The sequence below is a fragment of the Mycoplasma ovis str. Michigan genome (assembly GCF_000508245.1).
GTDB classification, from domain to species: Bacteria; Bacillota_I; Bacilli_A; order Mycoplasmatales; family Mycoplasmoidaceae; genus Eperythrozoon_A; species Eperythrozoon_A ovis.
The window spans coordinates 506,444-526,085 of sequence record NC_023062.1; the positions used below are offsets into that span (position 1 = coordinate 506,444).

Below are 19,642 nucleotides of genomic sequence, written 5' to 3' on the forward strand. Positions count from 1 at the left end.
AAGATTGACTAAAATTTATTTCTTAGTTCAGAATGAAACTTATATTGAGAAAGATAATCTCGATATTTTTTATTTTCAGATTTTTTTAACTCTTCAGGGGCATTTTCTAAAAAACTTTTTCTAGAGAGAATAGTCTTAGATCTAGAGATTTCTTTCTCTAGAAAATGTAACTTATTGTCTAAATATTGCTTATATTTGTCTACTGGTAAGTTTTCAAATATAAGCTCAAAATAAAGTTTTCCAAACCTTAAGGTAGGTAAGTTAGTTAATTGTTTAGTCTCTACATTTTCAAAAGAAATTAATGAGTGATTTAACTTTTTAAGATAGGGATTCAAGTCTTTGATTCCCAGTTGAAACTCATTAAGTTGTTTGTCAATAGAGTAAATTTTTAATTTAGCTTCTGTATTATTTTCTAGCCCCAAAGCAAGATATAGTTGTCTAATTTCCTTCACATATTGAAAAAATCAATCATACTTAAAGGAGTTAGTAGTTATTTTTGCGGGGTAAAACTTATTTGGAAAATAACCACTTAGTTCTTTTTGAAATATCTTGAGATGGGCTTTCTTTGCAAACTCAGGAACAAAAGAATAAAGAATTCTGCAACTGAGTTTTCAAATATAAGCAAGAAATTTAACACTATTGTCTGAAAGTGGAACAGATAATTTCAAAAACTCTAAAAACTTATTTGAGAATTTTTCTGTAAAAAAGGAAATTATTTCCCTTGTTAGATTTAGGTAATCAAATTCACTATAAAGTTTCTCTAAATTTTCCCCGAGGGAGCTAAATTCCATTAATATCCACCTTTCTCCCCAATTTAACTTTTCAAATTGATAAATTATCGGATCTGTTAATTGATTAATTAGAGAGTGTTTCTCTAATTGTTGAGATACAAATTTAAGAATATGTTCTAATTTATGAACAAATAAATTGGGTTTATGAAAAATTTGATCTGAAAATTTTAAGTCTCTGTCGTAATTAGTATTAGACAAAAAAGATAGTCTAATAACATCAGGGCTATATTTTTTATATAACTCTTCTGGCAGTATTCCATTTCCTAGTGATTTAGACATTTTTTCACCTTTACTATTCCTTAATAATCCATGAAGAAAAATATTTTTAAATGGTAGTTTTCCAGTTAAATGATGGAATAAAAATAACATTCTAGAGATTCATGGAAGGAGAATATCCTTCCCTGAAACTAAAGTAGTTAAAGGTAAAAAGATATTTTTTTCCCTAGGTTTTCCCTCAAATACTAATAAGGGCCAAAGAGAAGAAGAAAACCAAGTATCTAGAACAATTTCTTCCTCCAAATCTGTTTCCTTTTGAGCTTTTGCATTTACCCTATACTTCTTAAATTCCAAGTCATAAATGATTGGAATTGTTATTCCCCAAAGTATTTGTCTAGATAAACATCAATCTTCCATATTTTCTAGATAAGACAAAAGTCTATCGAGTTGTTCAAGGGGATAAATATTTAACTTAAATCTTTGTGTTCTGATTGCTTCAGAAGTTTGATTCGCCATTCTTGAACAAGAAAGAAATCATTGTTCAGTAAGTATTTTTTCTACTATGCTATTACTTTTTTCAGAAAATAAAAGAGAAGTTTGATAGTCTTCAACTTTCTCTATTAAACCCAAAGAATCTAGTCAAGAAACAACTTTTTCTCTAGCTTCCAATCTATCTAATGAGTGAAACTGAAGAGCCTCTTTAGTTAACTTACCTTGTTTGTCAATAATTTCTAATTTCTCTAAGTTGTATTTTTCTGCCAACTCCCAATCTAATTGATCGTGAGCTGGAGTGCACTTAACCGCCCCAGTTCCAAAATCCTTATCTATTGAAATATCTGCTAAAATTGGTACCGATCTATTTAGACCAGATATATAAACTTTTTTGTTCAAAAAAGATGTATATCTTTCATCTTCTGGATGAACAAAAACAGCTACATCTCCAAAAATAGTCTCTGGTCTAGAAGTGGCAATAGTTATGTAATTATTAGGATCATCCTCTAAAACAAACTTGAGATAGTATAGTTTGGATTTGGTTTCTTTATATCTAACTTCACAATCAGCCAATACTTCCTGTAGACTTATATCTCAATTAACTAATTTCTTTTTTTTGTAAATTAGTCCCTGAGAAAAGAGAGTGTGAAAATAATCAACTACCTCTTTTTGAATCGAGTCTTCCAATGTATATCTGGAAGACTCAATGGGAATTGAAGAAGTAATTAAAGAAAACTGGGATAAGATTTGTTGCTTTAACTTCTCAGCATATTTCTTCATTTCTTGAAGATATTCTTCCTTGTTATCTTTAGAAAGACTTTTCCCATAAAGAGAGTCAAACTTAGATTGAAAGGAGAGTCCCGCGTGATCCACCCCAACTGCTCAATAGTTGTAGTGTTTTCTTATTTCTTCTCACTTAAATCTGAAATCTTGAAGAATAATATTCCAAAGATGACCTAGGTGAAGAGCTCCTGTGAGATTTGGAGGTGGAAGTAAAAGTGAGTGAAAACCCACTTTTAAACTTTCCTTTTAATAAATATTTATTAGAAGCAAATAATTATTTGTTATTTACTGCAGATAACATCTGTTTAATTTGCTTCTCCGTTGGAGTTCTTCCCATTTGTCTGTACAACTCTCTAACTTGTGAAGCAGAAATTAAATTCTGCTTCGACACTTTCTTAGAGAATCACTTAGCTGTTACCTTATAACCCAAAAAAATTCCAAAAAAGAAAATACAAACTAAACCTACACTCCAACCAATAACTTCATTTCCTGACAAAACAATAAACATCGAGATTAATTGGTATTAATCAAGCAAGTGAAATTCTAAATAAAAGTTAAACAAATATTTTTAATTGTGTCAAAACCTAATTCTCTAGATTTGACTCGCTTTCAAAGATAATCCAAAGAACAAGCATTACTTCTCTCTTCTCCCAAATAAAAAGTTAAAGGTCAACTTACATTCAAGTAAAAATGTTTATCTTTTTTATCTTGAAAAGTAATGTTTTTTAATTTGGCGGAATAACTAAATATTCCATATCTCAATGTTCCCTTAATTTTGCCTTCTAAAAATCTCTGTAAGTCGGAACCAGTTGTTGTTAGACTGCGGGATTTGGATACATCCAACTCAATACTTGAGAAAGATGGAGAAAGAAAACAATTTTTTGGAGAGAAAAATAGTTCTTTAATTATTTCTTTAAAGGAACTATCTTTTAAGTTACATGCAGAAGCTATTGATTTGAGCATATCTTGGGATCTTCCTCCATTTCTTGTAGGTGGTTCATAAGAGGTACTTGGGCTATAAAACATCAGTATATTTGCAACATGTTGAGTCTCAATAAATTTAGTTATTAATTGAAATAAGGAGGAAATTTCCTCTTTTTTAGTTTTTTCAACCTCATTATCTCCATATCTCAAATAATTTAATTTACAGTCTTTTGTCTGTGAAACTGTAGTTGCCTTCAAACTTGTTTCCATAAATACAGAATTTTCGGGAATACAGTATTTATAGTGATTGATTTGTCCCAGCTTTGAAAGTGTAACTTCAGTTATTAAAGCCAATTCTTTTGGGTTTTGTGGTGTACTTGAAACTGGTTTTGTTCCCTCTAAGCCTTTTATAAAAAGTCTTACTCTGGTATATAAACCGTGTATATTCTGATAAGTTCAATTGCTCGCTTTAACAAAACCTAAAAGGGGAAGGGTAAAGACAGAAGAGCTGATTAAAGTAATTAACCAGCCTAAATTATTACTTGAGAGTATCTTTACTTATTTTGCAACTGATTTGCACGCCTGTTCTGCCCCCCCCGAATATTGGCAATCTTTGCAAAAATCACACATGTTTAATTCTTTTCTTTCATATTTTTTAAACAAGTCATCAAAATTCAACTTTCCATTGGCTCCCTGTGAAGGGGGATTTTCTAATTCCAAATCAAAAGGCTTGCTAAGAACTTTTATAAGAATAGAGCTCTTAGTTCCATTCCCGTTATTTCCAGATTCAGAAAATTCATGTAATTTACCTCACCAGTCAGAAAGACTATATCTAATATTTCCGCTCACTTTTCCCTTTTGCAATTCCTCTAACTTTATCTCTGTTTGTTGAGAGCTCGCTTGCTGTTGCGTTCCTTCGCCGACTGTTAAATTCAATGTAACTTCTTCAGGAACAAGCAAACAGTTTTTAGAGATAGGAGTTTCTGAAATAAAGAAATCTTTTAGATATTCCTGATTATTCTTGCCTTTCAATCCACATTTTTTTATCATCTCATCTCTGAGATAATTATCCTCACTAACTTTGTCATAAAAAGAATAGATCAGAAGTAAATTAATTTGGTGTCTAAGTTTCAAAAACTTAACACCCAACTTTAAAAGATAATTAACTAAGTCAGAATTAGATGATCTACTTCAATCTAATTGACAATCTTCTTCTGAAGATGTAGAGTTTGTAGTAGTTACAGTGGATTCTTTCTTTAATTGAGAATTTTTAGGTAAGCAATATTTTCAATGACTTACCTTATCTAAATTTGTTGTTGGATACTCTGCTACAAGATCTACAGATCTAGTTGAATTACTTGTTTTAATAAATAACTTTAGTCTTGTGTAATATCCGTATGGACTAGACCAATTGATTAGTTTAGTGCCTAAAAAGAAAACTCCTAATAAAGGTAAACTAATAGCTCCGAGGAAAGAGAAACTCTTTCAGTAATCTAATAAATTGTTTCACATGATCAGTTAAAAAATACATTGGCGGATGCGGAAGGACTCGAACCCTCAGTCAATGGTTTTGGAGACCATAGTTTTACCCTTAAACTACGCAACCAGTAGTTCTAAGAGTGAACTGACAGGTCACTCTCTTCTATTGATTTTATGCCTTATAATCTTTTATCCTTTATTCTAGTGAGGGTTTTATCTGTAATCTACTTAACTTAATCCTTTGATACCTAAATTAAGTGAAAAAATAGGAGAAAATTTAACAAAAATACTAAAAAATAATGATTGAATATTACTTTTAGATAAGGTAGTTGTTGAGGGGACAAACAATTCTAAATTTGGATTTCTAAATACTAATCTACCTTATCTAATATCTTCAGTCTATAAAAAGTCTTTAGAAGATCTTGAAGAAAGATTAATTTCTAGTTGAAAAGAAGTTAATGATTTATCTGAAATAGAAAGAGTAGAACTTAATAGAGGATACTTAAACTTCTATCCTTCTGCAGATCTAATTAGGGATTTTTACATTAACTCCTCAAAAAATAAAAAAATAATATTTGACGCTAATAACAGCGTCAATGAATTACAAAAATATTTTGTTGAAATTATTTCGGCAAACCCAACTGGTGAATTACATATAGGTCACATTAGAAACGGAGTCATTACTGACTCCCTATCTAATTTACTAGAGTACAACGGTAATTCAGTATACAGAGCCTATTTAGTTAATGATTCTGGAACACAAATTAAAGAATTAGTAGAATCGCTACACTTAATTCACAAACATATGTCAAATGGAACTATAATGACAGAGATTCCAAAATACTACTCAGAAATTATTGAAAATTGCGTAAGAGAAATATGTAACAAATTTGGAAGTCAATGAGACTTAGATAACAAAGAACTAACTAAAGAAATAAGAAATTTCTCAATTGAATATCTCTTGGGATCTATTAAAAAAGAGTTAAAAGAGCTTAGTATTCAAGTTGATAGTTGAGATCATGAGTCACAAATTTGCACTGAATCAGCTCTTTCTTTTTTAATAAATAAATTAAAAGAACACATATACATAAATGAGAAAGCCTTGTGGTTCAATACAAGTAAATTCAGTAATGATCTAAATAAGGATGATGTAATAGTTAAAAAAGATGGTTCCATCACTTATTTCGGTCAAGACTTAATCTATCACCTAAAAAAGTTAGATTTTTTAGGTTCTAATGGGAAAATAGTCAATGTTTTAGCTCAGGATCATAGTTCACATATAACTAGAATGAAAGCTTTTTTTAAATCTATAGGCGTGCCGGAGGAAATGGTACAGTATAAAACAACTCAGCTATCTAGATTGTTGATAGAGGGAAAAAAAGTAGTGTTATCTAAAAGAGATAATGTATATCTGAACTTAGCAGAACTTAAAGAGCATCTCAGTTTAGATGAAATTAGATGACTTTTAAGTTCTAGAGATGAAGAAAGTGAGTTGGATATAGATATCAGTAAGTTAAAAGAGAGAAACTATAACAATCCTATTTTTTATATTCTTTATGCCTTTTCAAGAGCTTCCAGTTTAGTTGAGTTAATTAATCTGGAACCAAGGAAAAGCAACTTAAATTTCAAAATTTTGAATAGTCCTAAGGAATTAGATTTAATTTATGCTATTCTTTCCATAGAGTTACATTTCAAAAAAGCTGTAGATAATCTAAAGACTAGCATAATTGCCTCTTATTTAATTAATTTAGCTCAGAAATTTCACGCTTTTTATGAAGCCTTTTCAATTCGAAATGATTCAAATTTGGAAACTAAATTATCTAGATTTACTCTAGTTAAATTAGTTCATAGAATCTTTTCAGAATTATTACCTATATTCAGAATTCAACCTAGAAAGTTAAGTTAAACCCATAATTAAACAAAGATATAGTTTTCAGGGAAGCGAAGCTGGTTCAGACGAAAGTGGTAAGGGAGATTTCTTTGGAGGAGTCCATGTAAGCTTAACTTTCTTGGATACAGAAAGTTATTTAAAACTTAAGGATTCTAATTTACTATCTAGAATTAATGATTCTAAGTTACTTTCTGATTCTGTTGTTTACTGCCTAGCTCCAAAATTACAAGCATTATTAACTAATGAAATATTCACTGTCTCCTTTAGAATCAAGGAATATAACAGAATTTATGCAAAACTAAAGAATGTTAATGTTCTATTTAGTTATGCACATGATGCATTGTGAAAACAACTCAAGAAGAAACTAGAGGAAAGGGGAGAGCCCCTTCCTCAAAAGAGAGTAATTGATCAATTCTGTGACAGGAAAAAATATTATGCACACTTAGAGAGTTTGGGAATTGTGGGGGAAGAGATAACTAATTTCGAGACCAAAGCTGAAATTAATCACTTATCTTGTGCAATATCCTCAATAATTAGTAGATTTAACTTTTTAGAAGAAATATCTGAATTATCTAAAAAGTTTCGCTACAATCTCCCCTTAGGGGCCTCTAGTGCTGTTATAGAAGCATTTAAAGAATTGCAGAAAAAGAAAGGATTCAAACCTGAGGAGATTTGCAAAACACACTTTAAAACTTTTGAAAAAGCCAAATTACTTTAAATTAATTTAGAGTAGATTAATTAATAGATTATGGAAATAAATTTAGGAAAAACTACTTTACTTACTAGAGAAGAAGCTTTATCCAAGAGAAAGTGAGTATTGTTAGATGCAAAAAATGTTTACTTAGGTAGATTAGCTGTTCAAATAGCTAATCTTCTAAGGGGAAAAGGTAAAGTTGATTTCACTCCATCTTATGACTGTGGAGAATTTGTAGTAGTCATTAACAGTGACAAAGTGAGATTGTCTGGTCATAAATTAACAGATAAATTTTGATACAGACATTCTGGTTATCCTGGGGGACTTAAAAAGAGAAATGGGAAAGAAATGCTAGAAAATTACTCTGACAAAATGATTATGTTAGCCGTTAAGGGGATGTTACCTAAAAATAGATATTTATCTAGAGCTTTAATGAATAAATTAAAAATTTATAAAGGTTCAGAACATCCACACACAGCCCAACTACCAAACTGCTAGATTCTGAATTATTGTTTTAGTCATTTTGTAAGAGGTTAAAAAAGGAGAAGATTGTTTAACTAGTTGATTCATAAACTTACTATTTAGATTCTTAAGAGTAGGGATATCATAGAATTTCTGTGGTAATCCAAATTTCTTGATATGCTTAATAATTTGAAGTACTAATCCTTCAGTAGAAGCTAAACCAAACATAAGGTAACTTAATTCCAAGGCTCTATCGTGACCTTCCTTATCATTTATGGAAATATATTCCAAAAATGATGGAAAGAACAAAGCCAAAGACTTATAAAACTCTATTTGAGTTAACTTAGTTAAATTAGCCGCTAATTTAAATCAAGTTCAGTAACTTGATTTAGTCATAAAATACCTTCCATCAAAACATTTGGCGGCAATACCCATAATAATCTTTGCATCTATTAAAGACAAGGAGGGGCTCTCGATCAAATAGTTCAGGTATCACTCTATAGACTTAAGTTCACGAATTAATCTCATCCTATCTTCAGTAGTTAATTCACTGTCAAAATAACTGAAGATGAGTCTGAAAAATAACAAATGTAATAATTCTTGTTGCTTAGTTTTCTTGTACTCCAAAATAAAACTAGGAAGATAAGCAACAAAATCAGAACTATCTATTGGATTAAACAGAAAAATAGAGTTATCAAAATAATTTTTGTTCTTTAATATTGGCTTGTTCTCTAGTATTGGTTGCTCAAGTGACTTAGTAGAGGGAATAATCAAAGTTGGAAGAGAAAACATAGAGTAATAAGAAGAAACCACAGGTCTAGAAGTATTAGATTGCATTCTTAGACTCTTTGGTTTGATAAGTCTTCTCATGATTAACTTAGAGAAGTCTATAAGTGAGTTAGAACCTACTACTAAAAGAGAGTTGGTTTTATGTTGATTACAGAAACTAATTAGCTTGTTAGCCGATTCTCTAGTCAGTGTAGGTTGAATATTGGTGTATTCTAGAAACGGAATCTTGTTATCTTCTAGTATTACTATTAGTTTTCTGTAACCAACTAATTGTCTAGTGTAGGCATCATCTGATAGAACTATCAGATTATTAATCTTCGCTTTCTTTAGTTTGGGAAGTAAAGATCTTTCTAAAGCATCGTCGCTAACTTCTCAGTTATTTAACAAAGGTATTTTTCTTTTATCTTTTTTCTTTTTTTTCTTAATTTCAAGACTTGGTTTTTCTACTAAATTTTGGTTATTTTCTTTGGCTTTAGCTATTCTTTCTTCCCTTATTCTTAGAATCTCTTCATAATCAGGCTCTTTAAGGGGATCTAAATAAGTTCAGCTGGCATCTAAATTCTTCCTATTCTCAACTATTAATTCCCTAAATTTGTTAAGTTCTAGTTCCTCTTTAAATGTGATGTGAGAGGAAGAATTTATTTTGGAATTAGGAGACTTAAATTGAAGGGAAGATCTTTGAAATTTAAAAAATAATTGACTATCTAAAGAGTTTTTATATATTGACTCTGAAATATCTTCCTTTGGTTTCTTGGGGAATAACCTACTAGTAGTCCCTTTAACTTTGGAAACAAATGAAGACATCTAATTTCCTGCAGCCTTTAGAGATAACATCTTTTCTCTTATTTCTTGTTCCCAAGAAGTAAAGCTATGAATTAACAAATTCTTATTTCCCTTCAGATCATTTACTTTTTCTTTTAGTTCTCCAAGTAGCACAGATCACTTAGTTGGAGTCTTTGAGAACAGAATATTAATTAAGTTTTTCTTCTTTTTAACAGAAGAATCCTCATGATCTCCATCTAGATTTGCCATTTTCATAATTATTTCTGTTAATTTTGTATGTTTGGCCAATAATATATTGACTAATTCATAAATTCTTTCCTTGCAAAGATTAAAAAAATCTTCTCTAGCCAACAAACTCTTGAATTTAACTTCTTGAGAAGTTAAGTTGTCACTTAACTGAACGGAAGAAAGATTATCGTCTGGTAAACTTTTTAGTCCTGCTATAAAGTTACTAATTTTTTCATCATGAATAGCCTTTTCGAGAGACAAGTGATAGACTTCTTTGAAAAGATCAAAACACTTCTTTTTTGAGTCTAAGATGTCTTGAATAATATCTTTTCTAAGTCTTAAGAAAAGATAATAACAAGCTACAGCAATAACTAGTAAAACTATTACGAAACTCGTATAAGCTAATCAACTTAAATCAGACAACTTAGATAGACTCCTTTCTCTCTAATTAAAGATTATTTAATTGAGCTCTTTCCACATTCTGATTTCTCAACTGTATGTAAATTACATAAGCTATTAAGGAATAACCCCTCATATTTTTTTACCAGAACTATATTATTTTTTAATTCTTCTAATTTTTTATTTTTTGCGTGTATATCTGAAACTAATTTATTAAGTTGATTAGTTGATTCTTGTATAGCCTTTTGAATAGCTTGCACAGAACTATTTACAAATTCTTTTTTAGATAAAATACTTGCCAAAGTCAATTCTAGAGCAACTCTTTTTCCCCAATTAATAGCTTTTTGACCAGCAAATTTTGCCTGTTCCAATAACTTATTTCTAGAAAAGCTGGCAACAGATTCACTCAATTTCTCTAACTCTTCTTTAATCTGCTTAAGTTGTTCTTTCACGGCTTCGCCCCCCCCGAAGAGCCTGATGATGAAGCTTCTTGAGATACAGCTTCCACTTGCGGTCCTCCTATCCCCTTAAGACTTATCAAATTTAATAGAGGCCGAAGTCACCCTTTAGTATTACAATTATCAATCTCTTGACCTTTTTCATCTTCCAAAAGGCAAATAATCTTTTGGAATTCCTTATCTCAATTATGCAATCCTATATTCAATTGACTAATGATACTACTGTAATGAGTTAAGAGTTTCAATTCTTTTTGAACTTCTAGAGATTTAGAAATAGTCTCTCCCTCTTCTTTTGTTAATTTAGTCAAGTTCTCCAATTGTTCTTTCAGCTCCTTATATTTACTTTCTATTGTTGTTTCAGTTTTGAATAAATTATTGAAGAGTTCAATAATTTTTTGAAAATTAATTTTTTTTAAATAATCTAGTCACTTTAAAGCTTCGATATATTTAACTTTTGATTTGGATAGTTTTGTACTAATTTCTTGTTCAGTTTTCTCAAGCTCTCCTAGATTAATACTTCAATTAGAAGTATCTCCTTCTAATAAAAAATCATTTATCCCCAAAACTACTGGAACAACAATTCCGCCTATGCTACCAACAGCTAAAGTTCCTAAAGCGACATTTACTAATTTAGCAAATGTAAACATCTAACTGTTTAATTGCGCTTATTAATTTATTTAATACGGCGCTAAAGAAACAAATAAAGTTCGATTTTGTATTTGTTAATTTATAGATAGTCCTAAATATGAATGAAAAATTTAACTCTCTAATTAAAAAATAATTAATTATCTTTGGGTGATTCCTTTAAGGTCCCCGTAGCATCTATATTTCTGTGTTGAAAGTTGCTATCTAATCCAAAACCTACCAACCATTCATCTGAAACCGAACTTCCTGAAAAGTCAGCATCTCCATAAATATTTTTTTCATTTGGTTTCTTAAATAACACACAAACTTTAAAGTCAATGGCCTTAGTCTTCTTTCTAGCCTGCTCAATAAACTTCGTAACTGTTAATCCTATATTCAAGATGTCATCAAAAACCAAAACTCTGTTTCCATCGTATTTATAGTTATCGAAATTAACATCTATTTCCTTTGTTGCATCTCCGCTAACTTCAGAACCATAAAGGGAGATCTTATATGTCACCAAATAAAGAGGGAAATTGAATAAGGGGATAATTTTTCCAAGAAGTACAATTGCTCCTTCGGTAAAACCTACACAACAAACAGGATTTTTTGAATCCCTATATTCATTATTAATTTGTTGTGCCAATCTGTAAATCATATTTTCCATCTCTGGAGCTTCAAAGAATATTTTTCCCAACACTTCTCTCTTCTTTTCTTTGTCAAATATTCTGCTAAATAAACTGTTTATAGCTGCCTCAATTTGACCTTGATTGACCCCAGAAACCTCTTTTTCTATATCTTTTTCTCTTAACTTAATTGACTGCAAAATTCTAATGGTTCCCGAGAAAGCATTGTTTGTTTGAATAAAAAGACTGGAATAAGTATCGAAGTCAACATCAAAATTTTGATGATTAAAAGAAATTACTGAATCTGCAGAACTTTGAATTTGATTGACTAATTCATTATCAAAAGAATCTAATTGCCCTTTCGAATGAAGATGTTTTACGTAATTAATCATTCCCTTGGAGAGGCGAGACAAATCTTTGGCGCTCGCAACAAATCCATTTTGATTTGAAGAGGCAAAAGTTGAGACATTAAACAACTCAAGTTTTTTTGCAATGAAATCAAGTTGATTTAAGGAATAATCTTCTATGAAATGAGATAAATCACTTCCAGCATTAACAATTTCTAGATATCTTCTTGAAAGAATAAATTTTTCAAGAATATCAGAAAGAGTGTTGTAAAACAATGAAAATTGGTAACCAACAGTTGTAACTTTTCCATTCAACTTTTGTAATACATTCTTATGTTGGAGTGCCATATCTCTAACAACATTTCTATATTGGTAGTAACTTCTTAAAGTGACAGAGTTATTTTCTTTAACTACCAGAGACTGAGAAAGGTGAAATGCAAAACTTTCAGGAATTTTTGAAAGGATATCACTTGCCTTACCAGACAATGCATACCTGATACTAGTTTTGAAATTTTCAAAAGAAGATTCTGGAATTTCAGAAGAAAAGGTTTTCAGCTGATTAACAGTAGTATTGTAATCGTGATCGTCAATTTGTTGATTTACTCTGGCCCAATCTAAATGAGCCTCAAAGATATTAACCCAATGACGACTGGTTACTCCAATAGCTAAAGGAGAAGTAAATTGCACGATAACTACGTCCTCTTTCTTGAATACTTTTGAGATTTTATTTATTGATTTAAAGGGATATTTATTTATAAAGAACTACATTTTTGATGGCAAAAAATAACTCTTTAATATTGTTTAAGTGAAATTTCAATAATAAAGAAAAGAGTGTTTTTAACCTACTTTTCTTTAAAATTTTTAATTTCAAATATTTAAATATTTATTGAGGGAATGTATCTAAGTAGTATTTAATGTCATTTTTTAAAAACAAGATATCGCAGGCAGAAACTTCCTGTTCTTTTGATGATGTCCTAATAAAACCTGTTTATTCTGAGATTCTCCCTGAAAATGTTGATTTAACTCTTAAATTAAACGAAAAAATAAGTCTTTCAATTCCTATTTTTTCTGCCGCGATGGACACTATAACTGGTTATCAAATGGCAAGAGAAATTATTTCTTATGGTGGTTGTGGCCCATTACATAAAAATGTTATGGCTTCTGAAAATATTGAAAATATTAAAAAACTAAAAGCAGAATTTGGAGAAAATAAGCCAATATGTGTCTCTGTAGGTGTTAACAACACTCAAGCAGAGATTTCTAATATGGTTGCTTCTGGAGCAAATGTGATTGTTGTAGATTGTGCTCACGCACATTCTAAAAGTGTTGGGGATTTAGTTCAATGAATTTCAAAGTCCTTTCCATCTGTTTATTTAATTGCAGGAAACATAGTTACTGCGGAAGCTGCCAAATTCTTAATAGAAAGGGGAGCAAATGCAGTAAAGGTGGGAATTGGTTGCGGTTCTATTTGTATTACAAGAATGGTTACTGGTATTGGGAGAGGGCAAATGGATGCAATTGCTGAGGTGGCAGACTATTGTAAAGATAAAAATGTTTTAGTTATTGCAGATGGGGGAATAAGAACTACTGGAGAAATAGTAAAGGCAATAGCGTGTGGAGCTGATGCAGTTATGTTGGGGAATGTGATTGCAGGTTCTGATGAATGTCCAGGGGATATTGTTGAAATTGAAGGAGTCAAATATAAATACTATCGAGGAATGGGAAGTTATGGAGTTATGAGAAGTAATAATGAAGGGAGATATAACAGACACTTGTTGGCTACTTGCAAAAGAGTTGCGGAAGGAGTGGAAAGTTATGTAAAGGCTAAAGGGCCAGTTAAAGAAGTCTTAAATTCTATTGAATGGGGAATTAAAGCTTCTTTTGGTTATTTTGGAGCAATTAACTTGAAGGAAGCGAAGGAAAAGGCAGTCTTCACAAAAATTACCACTTCAACTTTAGAAAGAAGTGATTATCACGGCATAGATAAATTAATAGGTTAAATTTTTTAGACTTAATCTCCTAAAGTTCTTTAATTATTTCTTTTAAACTAAAGAAATTTTTTCTTAACTTTCTGAAGAAGATTGAGTTTCTCACTCGCAACCCTCCGGTCATTCTATCTCCTTAAGATCGGGAGTTTTCTCATTTTCTTTTATTAATTTCATAAGACCTTCTTTATTGACTGTTTTTGTTGAACCATCAGTTAATTTAACAGTCAATTTAGAATTATCTTCACATTTTTTCATGAATTCCTCACTATACTCTGGGATTGAAAATGTTCACTTGAATTGATTGCTGCGCCCGTACTTTGATAAGTATGACTTTGTAAACTATCGATTGTAAATGGCACTGCAATAGCACCACCTCCCAACGCAATCACTTTTAAGAAAGTTATTAAAGAAGAGGGCAAAAAACTCATTCTCTTTAGATAAAAACTTAATTTCAGAAATAATTATCTTAATTCTTCAGTATGGCGGCCATCATCCTGCATCTGACATTTGTCTCATTCATCTTTCCTGTTTATTTCAATACTGGTTGCACCAACAGAAGATCTTTGTAGTACCTGATTTATAGTTTGTGAAGACATTTTAATGGAGTGTTGTCCATTTATTTTTACCTGTCATCTGTATGTTGCGGAGCAATTTGGGATATCAATTTTAGACTGAGTTGAATGAGAAGTACTACTTTGTGATAAGTAAACAGGAACTGCTGCAGAAGAACCTGCAACAAATAAAACAGCTAATTTACCAGCCACAAACATAAAAAAATAATTTAAATTATTTTAAAATTTAGGAATTTTATTTTCAAAAAATTATTATGTCAGTCTTTTGATTGTTTTTAAGTAGAAATTTTTCTACTTGTTGTTTAAATTTAAGAAATTAAGTAGTTTTTGTTATGTCTATCCGCCCAACAGCCTTAATATCTATCGCAACACTCGGCGGTAGTGCTATTGGGTTACCTATATATTTGGTTCAAAAGCAAAGTACTAGAACAGATCTAGTTCAACAAGCATTTCCAGCAGTAATTCCTGCAACCTCTACAACTGAATTTGGAGATTCAGATTCATAAGGCGACGAAAATAGATCAAAAGGAGTATGTACAACAAAGGAAATCTCTTCAGAATTAATTGAATTTCTTCGAACGCAAAACAAGGATCAAAAAAATTATGTTGGGGTCTCCTGCAATGATACTAATGTAGAAGATGCCTATATTCCTCTTACCGAAGGATGAACCGGATTACTTCCTTCATCCATTCTAGTTGAGAAATTTATTTCCGAAAAAGAGGAAAAATTTGAAATAACTACTGAAACACAAAAGATAGATGGTCAACCGAGTAGTCGAATTGAGGCAGTTTTTAGTGGGGAGGGGTTGAAATCTAAGATCTCAGGAAACTGAGATTTTATTGACTCAACGCAACAACTAAAAGCAATAGAGGTGTCCGTTACTATAACAGGAGAAGAATTTTCAGGCAACTCAATATATCTTTTTCTTCCCAAGGCAGAATCTAAGTAATGGAATAAAAATCTATATAGTTAAATAAAAAATAAATCCTCTCTTCTTTGAAAAAGCTAGGAAATATTATCTAATTTCTAAAGTATGCCTTTAAGTCTTAAGATTGTCAGCTCAACCTTACTTATAGGAGGGGGTGCAGGAGGAATTCCTTGATTGTTATCAACAAAGAATGGAGTAAACAAGTAACCTGAGAAAACAATAACTGAATCGCAAGAAACTCAGACCTCTGTAGCAAACGGGACTCAACCGGAAACCATAAAACTAGAAAATTAAGGAAATTGTACTATAGTGAAAAAGATACAAGAAATAGAAGATATTCTTTGAACTTTAAGGTCTATAAATCCCGATTCTTATGTAAAAGTTGATTGTGACAATACAGACAAATCTACTGACTCTCCTTTTACTGCAAATTGAGCAGGATTATTTCCTAATGTTTTATTTACAAACCTAAATTCTTTGACTATGGGAAAGAAAATTGAGATAAAAGAAAATACTGAATCTTTGGAGGAATCGAAAAATTATCGAACAACCTTCAGTGGAGCTAATTTTTATTCTCCAGTTATTGGAGAATGGCCTTGACAACAAACTTGAGAAGGAGTGGATTCTAGAATGGTTGAAGTGAAAATAGTTTCTCCTACTATTTCCTCTGATCCAATTTATGTGTGAATAGGGAAGATAGATTTGACTCCTAGAGGAGAAGAAAGTTTGGGAGAATTAATTTAGTTTTTTAAATACTTATCGAAATATAAATCTACTTAGTTAAGGGAAAAAAATACTAAAAAACTTAGATTTATTAATTACTTAGATACTAACTAACTATTAAAAACTGTAGGAAAAGACTTATCAAATCACTTTGGTAAAAGAGATTTGCATTTTTCGTGTATTGAGTACTCTCTGCATTTGTCATACTTTTTTCATCCATCATTTAACTCCTTCATTTTGGGAGCAGAGTGAGAAAGAGGGGTATCACTGGAATTTTCTGAAGAACTAACTAAAACAGTACTAGTTGTGACTGAGGGGGAAGAAGTTTCTGATGTAGAGACAGTTGTATTTGTAACAGGTGTAGAAAAAAATTACCGGCTCCTAAGGTGGTTGCAACACCCACAGTCGTGGAAGTCACCCCAGCCAGACCCAGAAACAACTTCACCTTTTTCATGTTCTCTTAATTTTACTTCTTTCAATCTTTTCGCAAAACAACACAAAGATAATCCGTTGGTGCTGTTTCTTTAATTTCTATGATTTTCTCTAAAGTGCTAATCAATAAACTCTTATATTTCTCTCCAGCTTCAGCTCAGAGAGATAAATTTTATTTTTAGCTTTCTTGATTAATAGAAACTTGACCTAAGGTAGTGTTCTTTTTTTCTTATGCTTCCTAGACAATTAATTAAAAAAATTCAAGTTTAAATAAGAGAAAATCTAACAACTAATCTTTTACAATCCATGTATTTTTACCTCTGGTTTCTTCTTTACAGTTACTTTTTTTTGCAAAGATTTCTTAAGGGATTATAAATTCTGCTGATGTTTTAACTAGAACTTAAGCAATTGTTTTTCGGAAGTAATTAAATTACAAAATTTAGGAATTAACAAAATTTCTAAAAAAAATTTATCTAATTAAAAGACAGATAAATATCATCTGAATTCCTAGGATCAGTGATATTAATAATTCTTATATTCTTAGTTCCTGATTTTTGCTCCTCTCCCATTCATACACCAGATACAAGAGATGCAAATTTATTACTTTCAAAAACTAATCTATTGTAATCAGCTACACCCTCCTCTAAAGGAGTGATCTTTACTTGCACTTCAATTTTGCTTCCTTCTCGTAGTGTATTTCCATTTAGAAATAAGCTTTTAGGAAATACTCCAGTTCAATCAGTTGAAGAACCTAGAATACTAACAACGCCAGTATTTGTAGTGCAAGATATTGTGTAATAATTATTCTTGTTTTTGTCGAATGAGAATAGAATATCACTAAATTCCAAGGGCATTTCTATTAATTTACAATTGCCATCTTCCTCTTCTTTAGCGGAGATAGGAACAGTAGGTGCTTTTGGTTCCGAAGGGACAGGAGATGAAACATCTTGAGATGGCTGATCTGCCTGAACTATTTGTGCTGGAGCAGAATCACTAGAATTAGTTGTTTGACTAAAAGCTAACGGAATTCCTACACAACCTACTCCAACGCCAGCACATAAAGAGAGTATCTTAGGACTCAAAGACATACTTTAGAAATTAAATATTATTTCTTGATCTTTTTAAAGATCCAAGAATTTATTTGGTTAAACAAACTATTTTTCAATTCCAGTTTTCTTGTCAGCCAGAAGATACTTGACATTTAGAACTTTCAATCAATTGTTCGTTATCAGGCTTCTCAATCTTTACATCTCCTGTTCCATCAAGCACTTCTGAAGAGGGGTTTCAATGTATCATTTCTTGAGGACTTTCTTAGTTTAATAAGAACTGAAGTCTCCCTTGTGGAGTAATTGTAATTTGCTTTACATTTACTGGCTCAGAGTCTTCTAAATTTTTAAACCATTTAAATGTAACCTCTGGTTTTGTTGGTTGTTCCTTGGTTCCTGATAAACAAACTATCAATTGTGACTTTTCGCGTTCTTTGCCTTCCTCCTTTCCTGCAACTAATTTGCAGTTACCAACATTTTTTACTTTTAATTCAGTAGGAGAATATTTTGAACCACTAGAAGACTTAGAAACTACAGGTATTACAACAGAAGCCCCAGCAACTGCACCTATTGCAGGAACCACGATCTTTAAGGAAAAAATCATAAATAATGACTATTTAAAAATTATGTACAATTCACCCCTCAGTCTTTTTCCTTTGATTGGATTTGACAATTAGAGCCATCAAATTTATGTTCTTTATTGGATGCGGGCTTCACAACAGTGATCACAGAATTTCCCCTAAATACCTCTTCACTGGGAACAAATAATTCTTCCTTTCCATCTTCATCCTCTTCAAGTTGGACTTTTACAATCCCTAATCCAGTAGAAGTTAATCACTTAACTTTCGCAGGACTTATATCTTGGTAATTCTTGAATCATTTAAATGTGACTTGTTTTTTATCTGAACCTTTCTCTTCTAGACAAACAACCAATACTCCAACACTATTGTCGCTCTCTCCATTTTCTCTTGACTTAACTTCTTTGCAATCCCCCCCAATTTTTTGATTTTTTCATATATACTGAGACGATTCGAAGAATTTGAAAAAGATAAGGGAATTAAAGCTGAAGCTCCTCCTAATCCTACTAAAGGAATAGTTAACAATTTGAGACTTAAAGACACAGAAATTATCTAAGTTTACAAGGATTTAATGGTCTCCCCGCTCCTGCAATTAAATTGTTTCCTTGTTAGGGAACATTTTAATGAGAATTTACTTGATAGTTAATTTTCTTGTGCGTAAAACAACTCAAAGGAAAATAATCTACACGAAATTATCACTTCAACCTTAAAAAGAAGTGAATAATTCGAATTTGTTTGACATTATTTAATAAGGAAACAAAGTATTAATTTATCCTTATGTCTTATGTAACTTCTTCTTTAAAGATTTTGGGTTGTCTTTCAATTTTGTGTTGAATAACTGGATCTCCTTTTATTTTTGTCTCAAGACAGGTAATTCCTAAAGAAAAGAAGAGAAAATCTGTCACATTGGGGAAAACTCTCTCAGTAGAGAATCAATTAAAGCTAAGTGGTATTAGTAATGTTGAACAATTATTAAAAGGGTCTAAAAAAAATTAACTTTTCAAGAATTAGGTATGAGGTGAGGAAATCAGGCATTATTGAAAGATGATATTCTTTTCAGCCCTTGTCAAGATAGAAAATATTATTTCATGAAACATCATGGAAACAGTACTTATAAGTTAGAAGATGGTACAGCTATTAGGACTACTCCAATATTTAGAGACACTAAAAAATATGAGCACTTGAAACATATCAATTTACACTGAGCAAAACACACAGGAGGAAATGTAACCTTATCAACAATTGCTGTATGTTCATGCTCATTAAACGGATTTAGTGATAAATTAATTCTTACCTGCCATGACTATTTGAGAGGAGGAGAAACTATCAGAGGAATTTATGGAGAAAATAATTATGAATATAAATAATCCTAGAAGTTAATAACTTAG

At 31.1% G+C, this 19,642-nt stretch carries 25 protein-coding genes and 1 tRNA gene; 8 read left to right on the forward strand and 18 right to left on the reverse strand.

The window, feature by feature from the left end:
- Window positions 1–8: 8 nt before the first annotated feature.
- The 5 genes from MR07_RS02810 to MR07_RS02830 all read right to left on the reverse strand — a co-directional run bounded on the left by MR07_RS02810 (window position 9) and on the right by MR07_RS02830 (window position 4,812).
- Window positions 9–2,513 carry a class I tRNA ligase family protein gene (locus MR07_RS02810; protein ID WP_024071386.1) on the reverse strand — a complete coding sequence of 835 codons (2,505 nt, stop codon included), beginning with the start codon at window positions 2,511–2,513 and terminating at the stop codon, window positions 9–11.
- Window positions 2,514–2,556: 43 nt separating this feature from the next.
- Window positions 2,557–2,790, reverse strand: coding sequence for a YneF family protein (locus MR07_RS02815; protein ID WP_200863560.1), 234 nt, complete (start codon window positions 2,788–2,790; stop codon window positions 2,557–2,559).
- Window positions 2,791–2,825: 35 nt separating this feature from the next.
- Complete coding sequence (locus MR07_RS02820) at window positions 2,826–3,560, reverse strand: hypothetical protein (protein ID WP_024071388.1); 735 nt, start codon at window positions 3,558–3,560, stop codon at window positions 2,826–2,828.
- A gap of 204 nt (window positions 3,561–3,764) precedes the next feature.
- Complete coding sequence (locus MR07_RS02825; protein WP_024071389.1) at window positions 3,765–4,718, reverse strand: hypothetical protein; 954 nt, start codon at window positions 4,716–4,718, stop codon at window positions 3,765–3,767.
- Between the two features lie 19 nt (window positions 4,719–4,737).
- Window positions 4,738–4,812 (reverse strand) — tRNA-Trp (locus MR07_RS02830).
- A 114-nt stretch (window positions 4,813–4,926) separates the two neighbouring features.
- Here MR07_RS02830 and argS point away from each other — a divergent pair.
- Genes argS through rplM form a run of 3 tightly spaced genes read left to right on the forward strand, consistent with a single transcriptional unit; the run spans window position 4,927 to window position 7,768 of the window.
- The gene (gene argS / locus MR07_RS02835) at window positions 4,927–6,591 is read left to right on the forward strand and encodes an arginine--tRNA ligase domain-containing protein (protein WP_024071390.1); all 1,665 of its coding nucleotides are present in this window, start codon (window positions 4,927–4,929) and stop codon (window positions 6,589–6,591) included.
- A 7-nt stretch (window positions 6,592–6,598) separates the two neighbouring features.
- The gene (locus tag MR07_RS02840) at window positions 6,599–7,294 is read left to right on the forward strand and encodes a ribonuclease HIII (protein WP_075047543.1); all 696 of its coding nucleotides are present in this window, start codon (window positions 6,599–6,601) and stop codon (window positions 7,292–7,294) included.
- Between the two features lie 30 nt (window positions 7,295–7,324).
- Complete coding sequence (gene rplM / locus MR07_RS02845) at window positions 7,325–7,768, forward strand: 50S ribosomal protein L13 (protein WP_075047544.1); 444 nt, start codon at window positions 7,325–7,327, stop codon at window positions 7,766–7,768.
- Here the strand turns inward: rplM and MR07_RS02850 are convergent.
- From MR07_RS02850 to MR07_RS02870, 5 genes are all read right to left on the reverse strand, one after another.
- Window positions 7,754–9,325, reverse strand: coding sequence for an alcohol dehydrogenase (locus tag MR07_RS02850; RefSeq protein ID WP_024071393.1), 1,572 nt, complete (start codon window positions 9,323–9,325; stop codon window positions 7,754–7,756). The two genes, rplM and MR07_RS02850, sit on opposite strands and share 15 nt — an antisense overlap.
- Window positions 9,326–9,955 (reverse strand): hypothetical protein, encoded by a 630-nt coding sequence (locus MR07_RS02855; RefSeq protein WP_024071394.1) that lies wholly within the window; start codon window positions 9,953–9,955, stop codon window positions 9,326–9,328.
- A gap of 32 nt (window positions 9,956–9,987) precedes the next feature.
- A complete protein-coding gene (locus tag MR07_RS02860) occupies window positions 9,988–10,383 on the reverse strand; it encodes a hypothetical protein (RefSeq protein ID WP_024071395.1) in 396 nt (131 codons plus the stop codon).
- Complete coding sequence (locus tag MR07_RS02865) at window positions 10,347–11,036, reverse strand: hypothetical protein (protein ID WP_024071396.1); 690 nt, start codon at window positions 11,034–11,036, stop codon at window positions 10,347–10,349. Before MR07_RS02865 ends, MR07_RS02860 begins: the two co-directional genes overlap by 37 nt.
- Window positions 11,037–11,170: 134 nt before the next feature.
- A complete protein-coding gene (locus tag MR07_RS02870) occupies window positions 11,171–12,673 on the reverse strand; it encodes a phosphoribosyltransferase family protein (protein ID WP_024071397.1) in 1,503 nt (500 codons plus the stop codon).
- A gap of 227 nt (window positions 12,674–12,900) precedes the next feature.
- Here MR07_RS02870 and MR07_RS02875 point away from each other — a divergent pair, with 227 nt between their 5' ends.
- Complete coding sequence (locus MR07_RS02875; RefSeq protein ID WP_024071398.1) at window positions 12,901–13,986, forward strand: guanosine monophosphate reductase; 1,086 nt, start codon at window positions 12,901–12,903, stop codon at window positions 13,984–13,986.
- 63 nt (window positions 13,987–14,049) lie between these two features.
- Here the strand turns inward: MR07_RS02875 and MR07_RS04420 are convergent, their stop codons facing one another.
- The gene (locus MR07_RS04420; protein WP_024071399.1) at window positions 14,050–14,229 is read right to left on the reverse strand and encodes a hypothetical protein; all 180 of its coding nucleotides are present in this window, start codon (window positions 14,227–14,229) and stop codon (window positions 14,050–14,052) included.
- A gap of 206 nt (window positions 14,230–14,435) precedes the next feature.
- Entirely contained in the window at window positions 14,436–14,738 is a 303-nt protein-coding gene (locus tag MR07_RS02885; RefSeq protein ID WP_144079565.1) for a hypothetical protein, read from the reverse strand.
- Window positions 14,739–14,878: 140 nt separating this feature from the next.
- Between MR07_RS02885 and MR07_RS04425 the strand changes: the two genes are divergently transcribed.
- The 3 genes from MR07_RS04425 (at window position 14,879) to MR07_RS02900 (ending at window position 16,219) form a co-directional block, all read left to right on the forward strand.
- Window positions 14,879–15,052: a hypothetical protein gene (locus MR07_RS04425; protein ID WP_158432929.1), complete on the forward strand. Its 174-nt coding sequence runs from the start codon at window positions 14,879–14,881 to the stop codon at window positions 15,050–15,052.
- Between the two features lie 300 nt (window positions 15,053–15,352).
- On the forward strand, window positions 15,353–15,496 hold the full coding sequence (locus tag MR07_RS04430) for a hypothetical protein (RefSeq protein ID WP_158432931.1): 144 nt from the start codon (window positions 15,353–15,355) through the stop codon (window positions 15,494–15,496).
- 288 nt (window positions 15,497–15,784) lie between these two features.
- A complete protein-coding gene (locus tag MR07_RS02900) occupies window positions 15,785–16,219 on the forward strand; it encodes a hypothetical protein (protein WP_024071404.1) in 435 nt (144 codons plus the stop codon).
- A gap of 89 nt (window positions 16,220–16,308) precedes the next feature.
- Here MR07_RS02900 and MR07_RS04665 read toward each other — a convergent pair whose 3' ends face one another.
- The 6 genes from MR07_RS04665 to MR07_RS02925 form a co-directional block, all read right to left on the reverse strand.
- On the reverse strand, window positions 16,309–16,434 hold the full coding sequence (locus MR07_RS04665) for a hypothetical protein (RefSeq protein ID WP_024071405.1): 126 nt from the start codon (window positions 16,432–16,434) through the stop codon (window positions 16,309–16,311).
- A 669-nt stretch (window positions 16,435–17,103) separates the two neighbouring features.
- On the reverse strand, window positions 17,104–17,718 hold the full coding sequence (locus MR07_RS02910) for a hypothetical protein (RefSeq protein ID WP_024071407.1): 615 nt from the start codon (window positions 17,716–17,718) through the stop codon (window positions 17,104–17,106).
- Between the two features lie 49 nt (window positions 17,719–17,767).
- Window positions 17,768–17,926, reverse strand: a complete 159-nt coding sequence (locus tag MR07_RS04435; RefSeq protein WP_024071408.1) for a hypothetical protein — start codon at window positions 17,924–17,926, stop codon at window positions 17,768–17,770.
- Between the two features lie 15 nt (window positions 17,927–17,941).
- Window positions 17,942–18,280, reverse strand: a complete 339-nt coding sequence (locus tag MR07_RS02915) for a hypothetical protein (RefSeq protein ID WP_144079566.1) — start codon at window positions 18,278–18,280, stop codon at window positions 17,942–17,944.
- A gap of 20 nt (window positions 18,281–18,300) precedes the next feature.
- Window positions 18,301–18,609, reverse strand: coding sequence for a hypothetical protein (locus MR07_RS02920; protein WP_024071410.1), 309 nt, complete (start codon window positions 18,607–18,609; stop codon window positions 18,301–18,303).
- Window positions 18,594–18,797 carry a hypothetical protein gene (locus MR07_RS02925; protein WP_043901205.1) on the reverse strand — a complete coding sequence of 68 codons (204 nt, stop codon included), beginning with the start codon at window positions 18,795–18,797 and terminating at the stop codon, window positions 18,594–18,596. The genes MR07_RS02920 and MR07_RS02925 overlap by 16 nt, the downstream gene beginning before the upstream one ends.
- 470 nt (window positions 18,798–19,267) lie before the next feature.
- Between MR07_RS02925 and MR07_RS02935 the strand changes: the two genes are divergently transcribed.
- Window positions 19,268–19,621 carry a hypothetical protein gene (locus MR07_RS02935; protein WP_024071413.1) on the forward strand — a complete coding sequence of 118 codons (354 nt, stop codon included), beginning with the start codon at window positions 19,268–19,270 and terminating at the stop codon, window positions 19,619–19,621.
- Window positions 19,622–19,642: the final 21 nt, after the last annotated feature.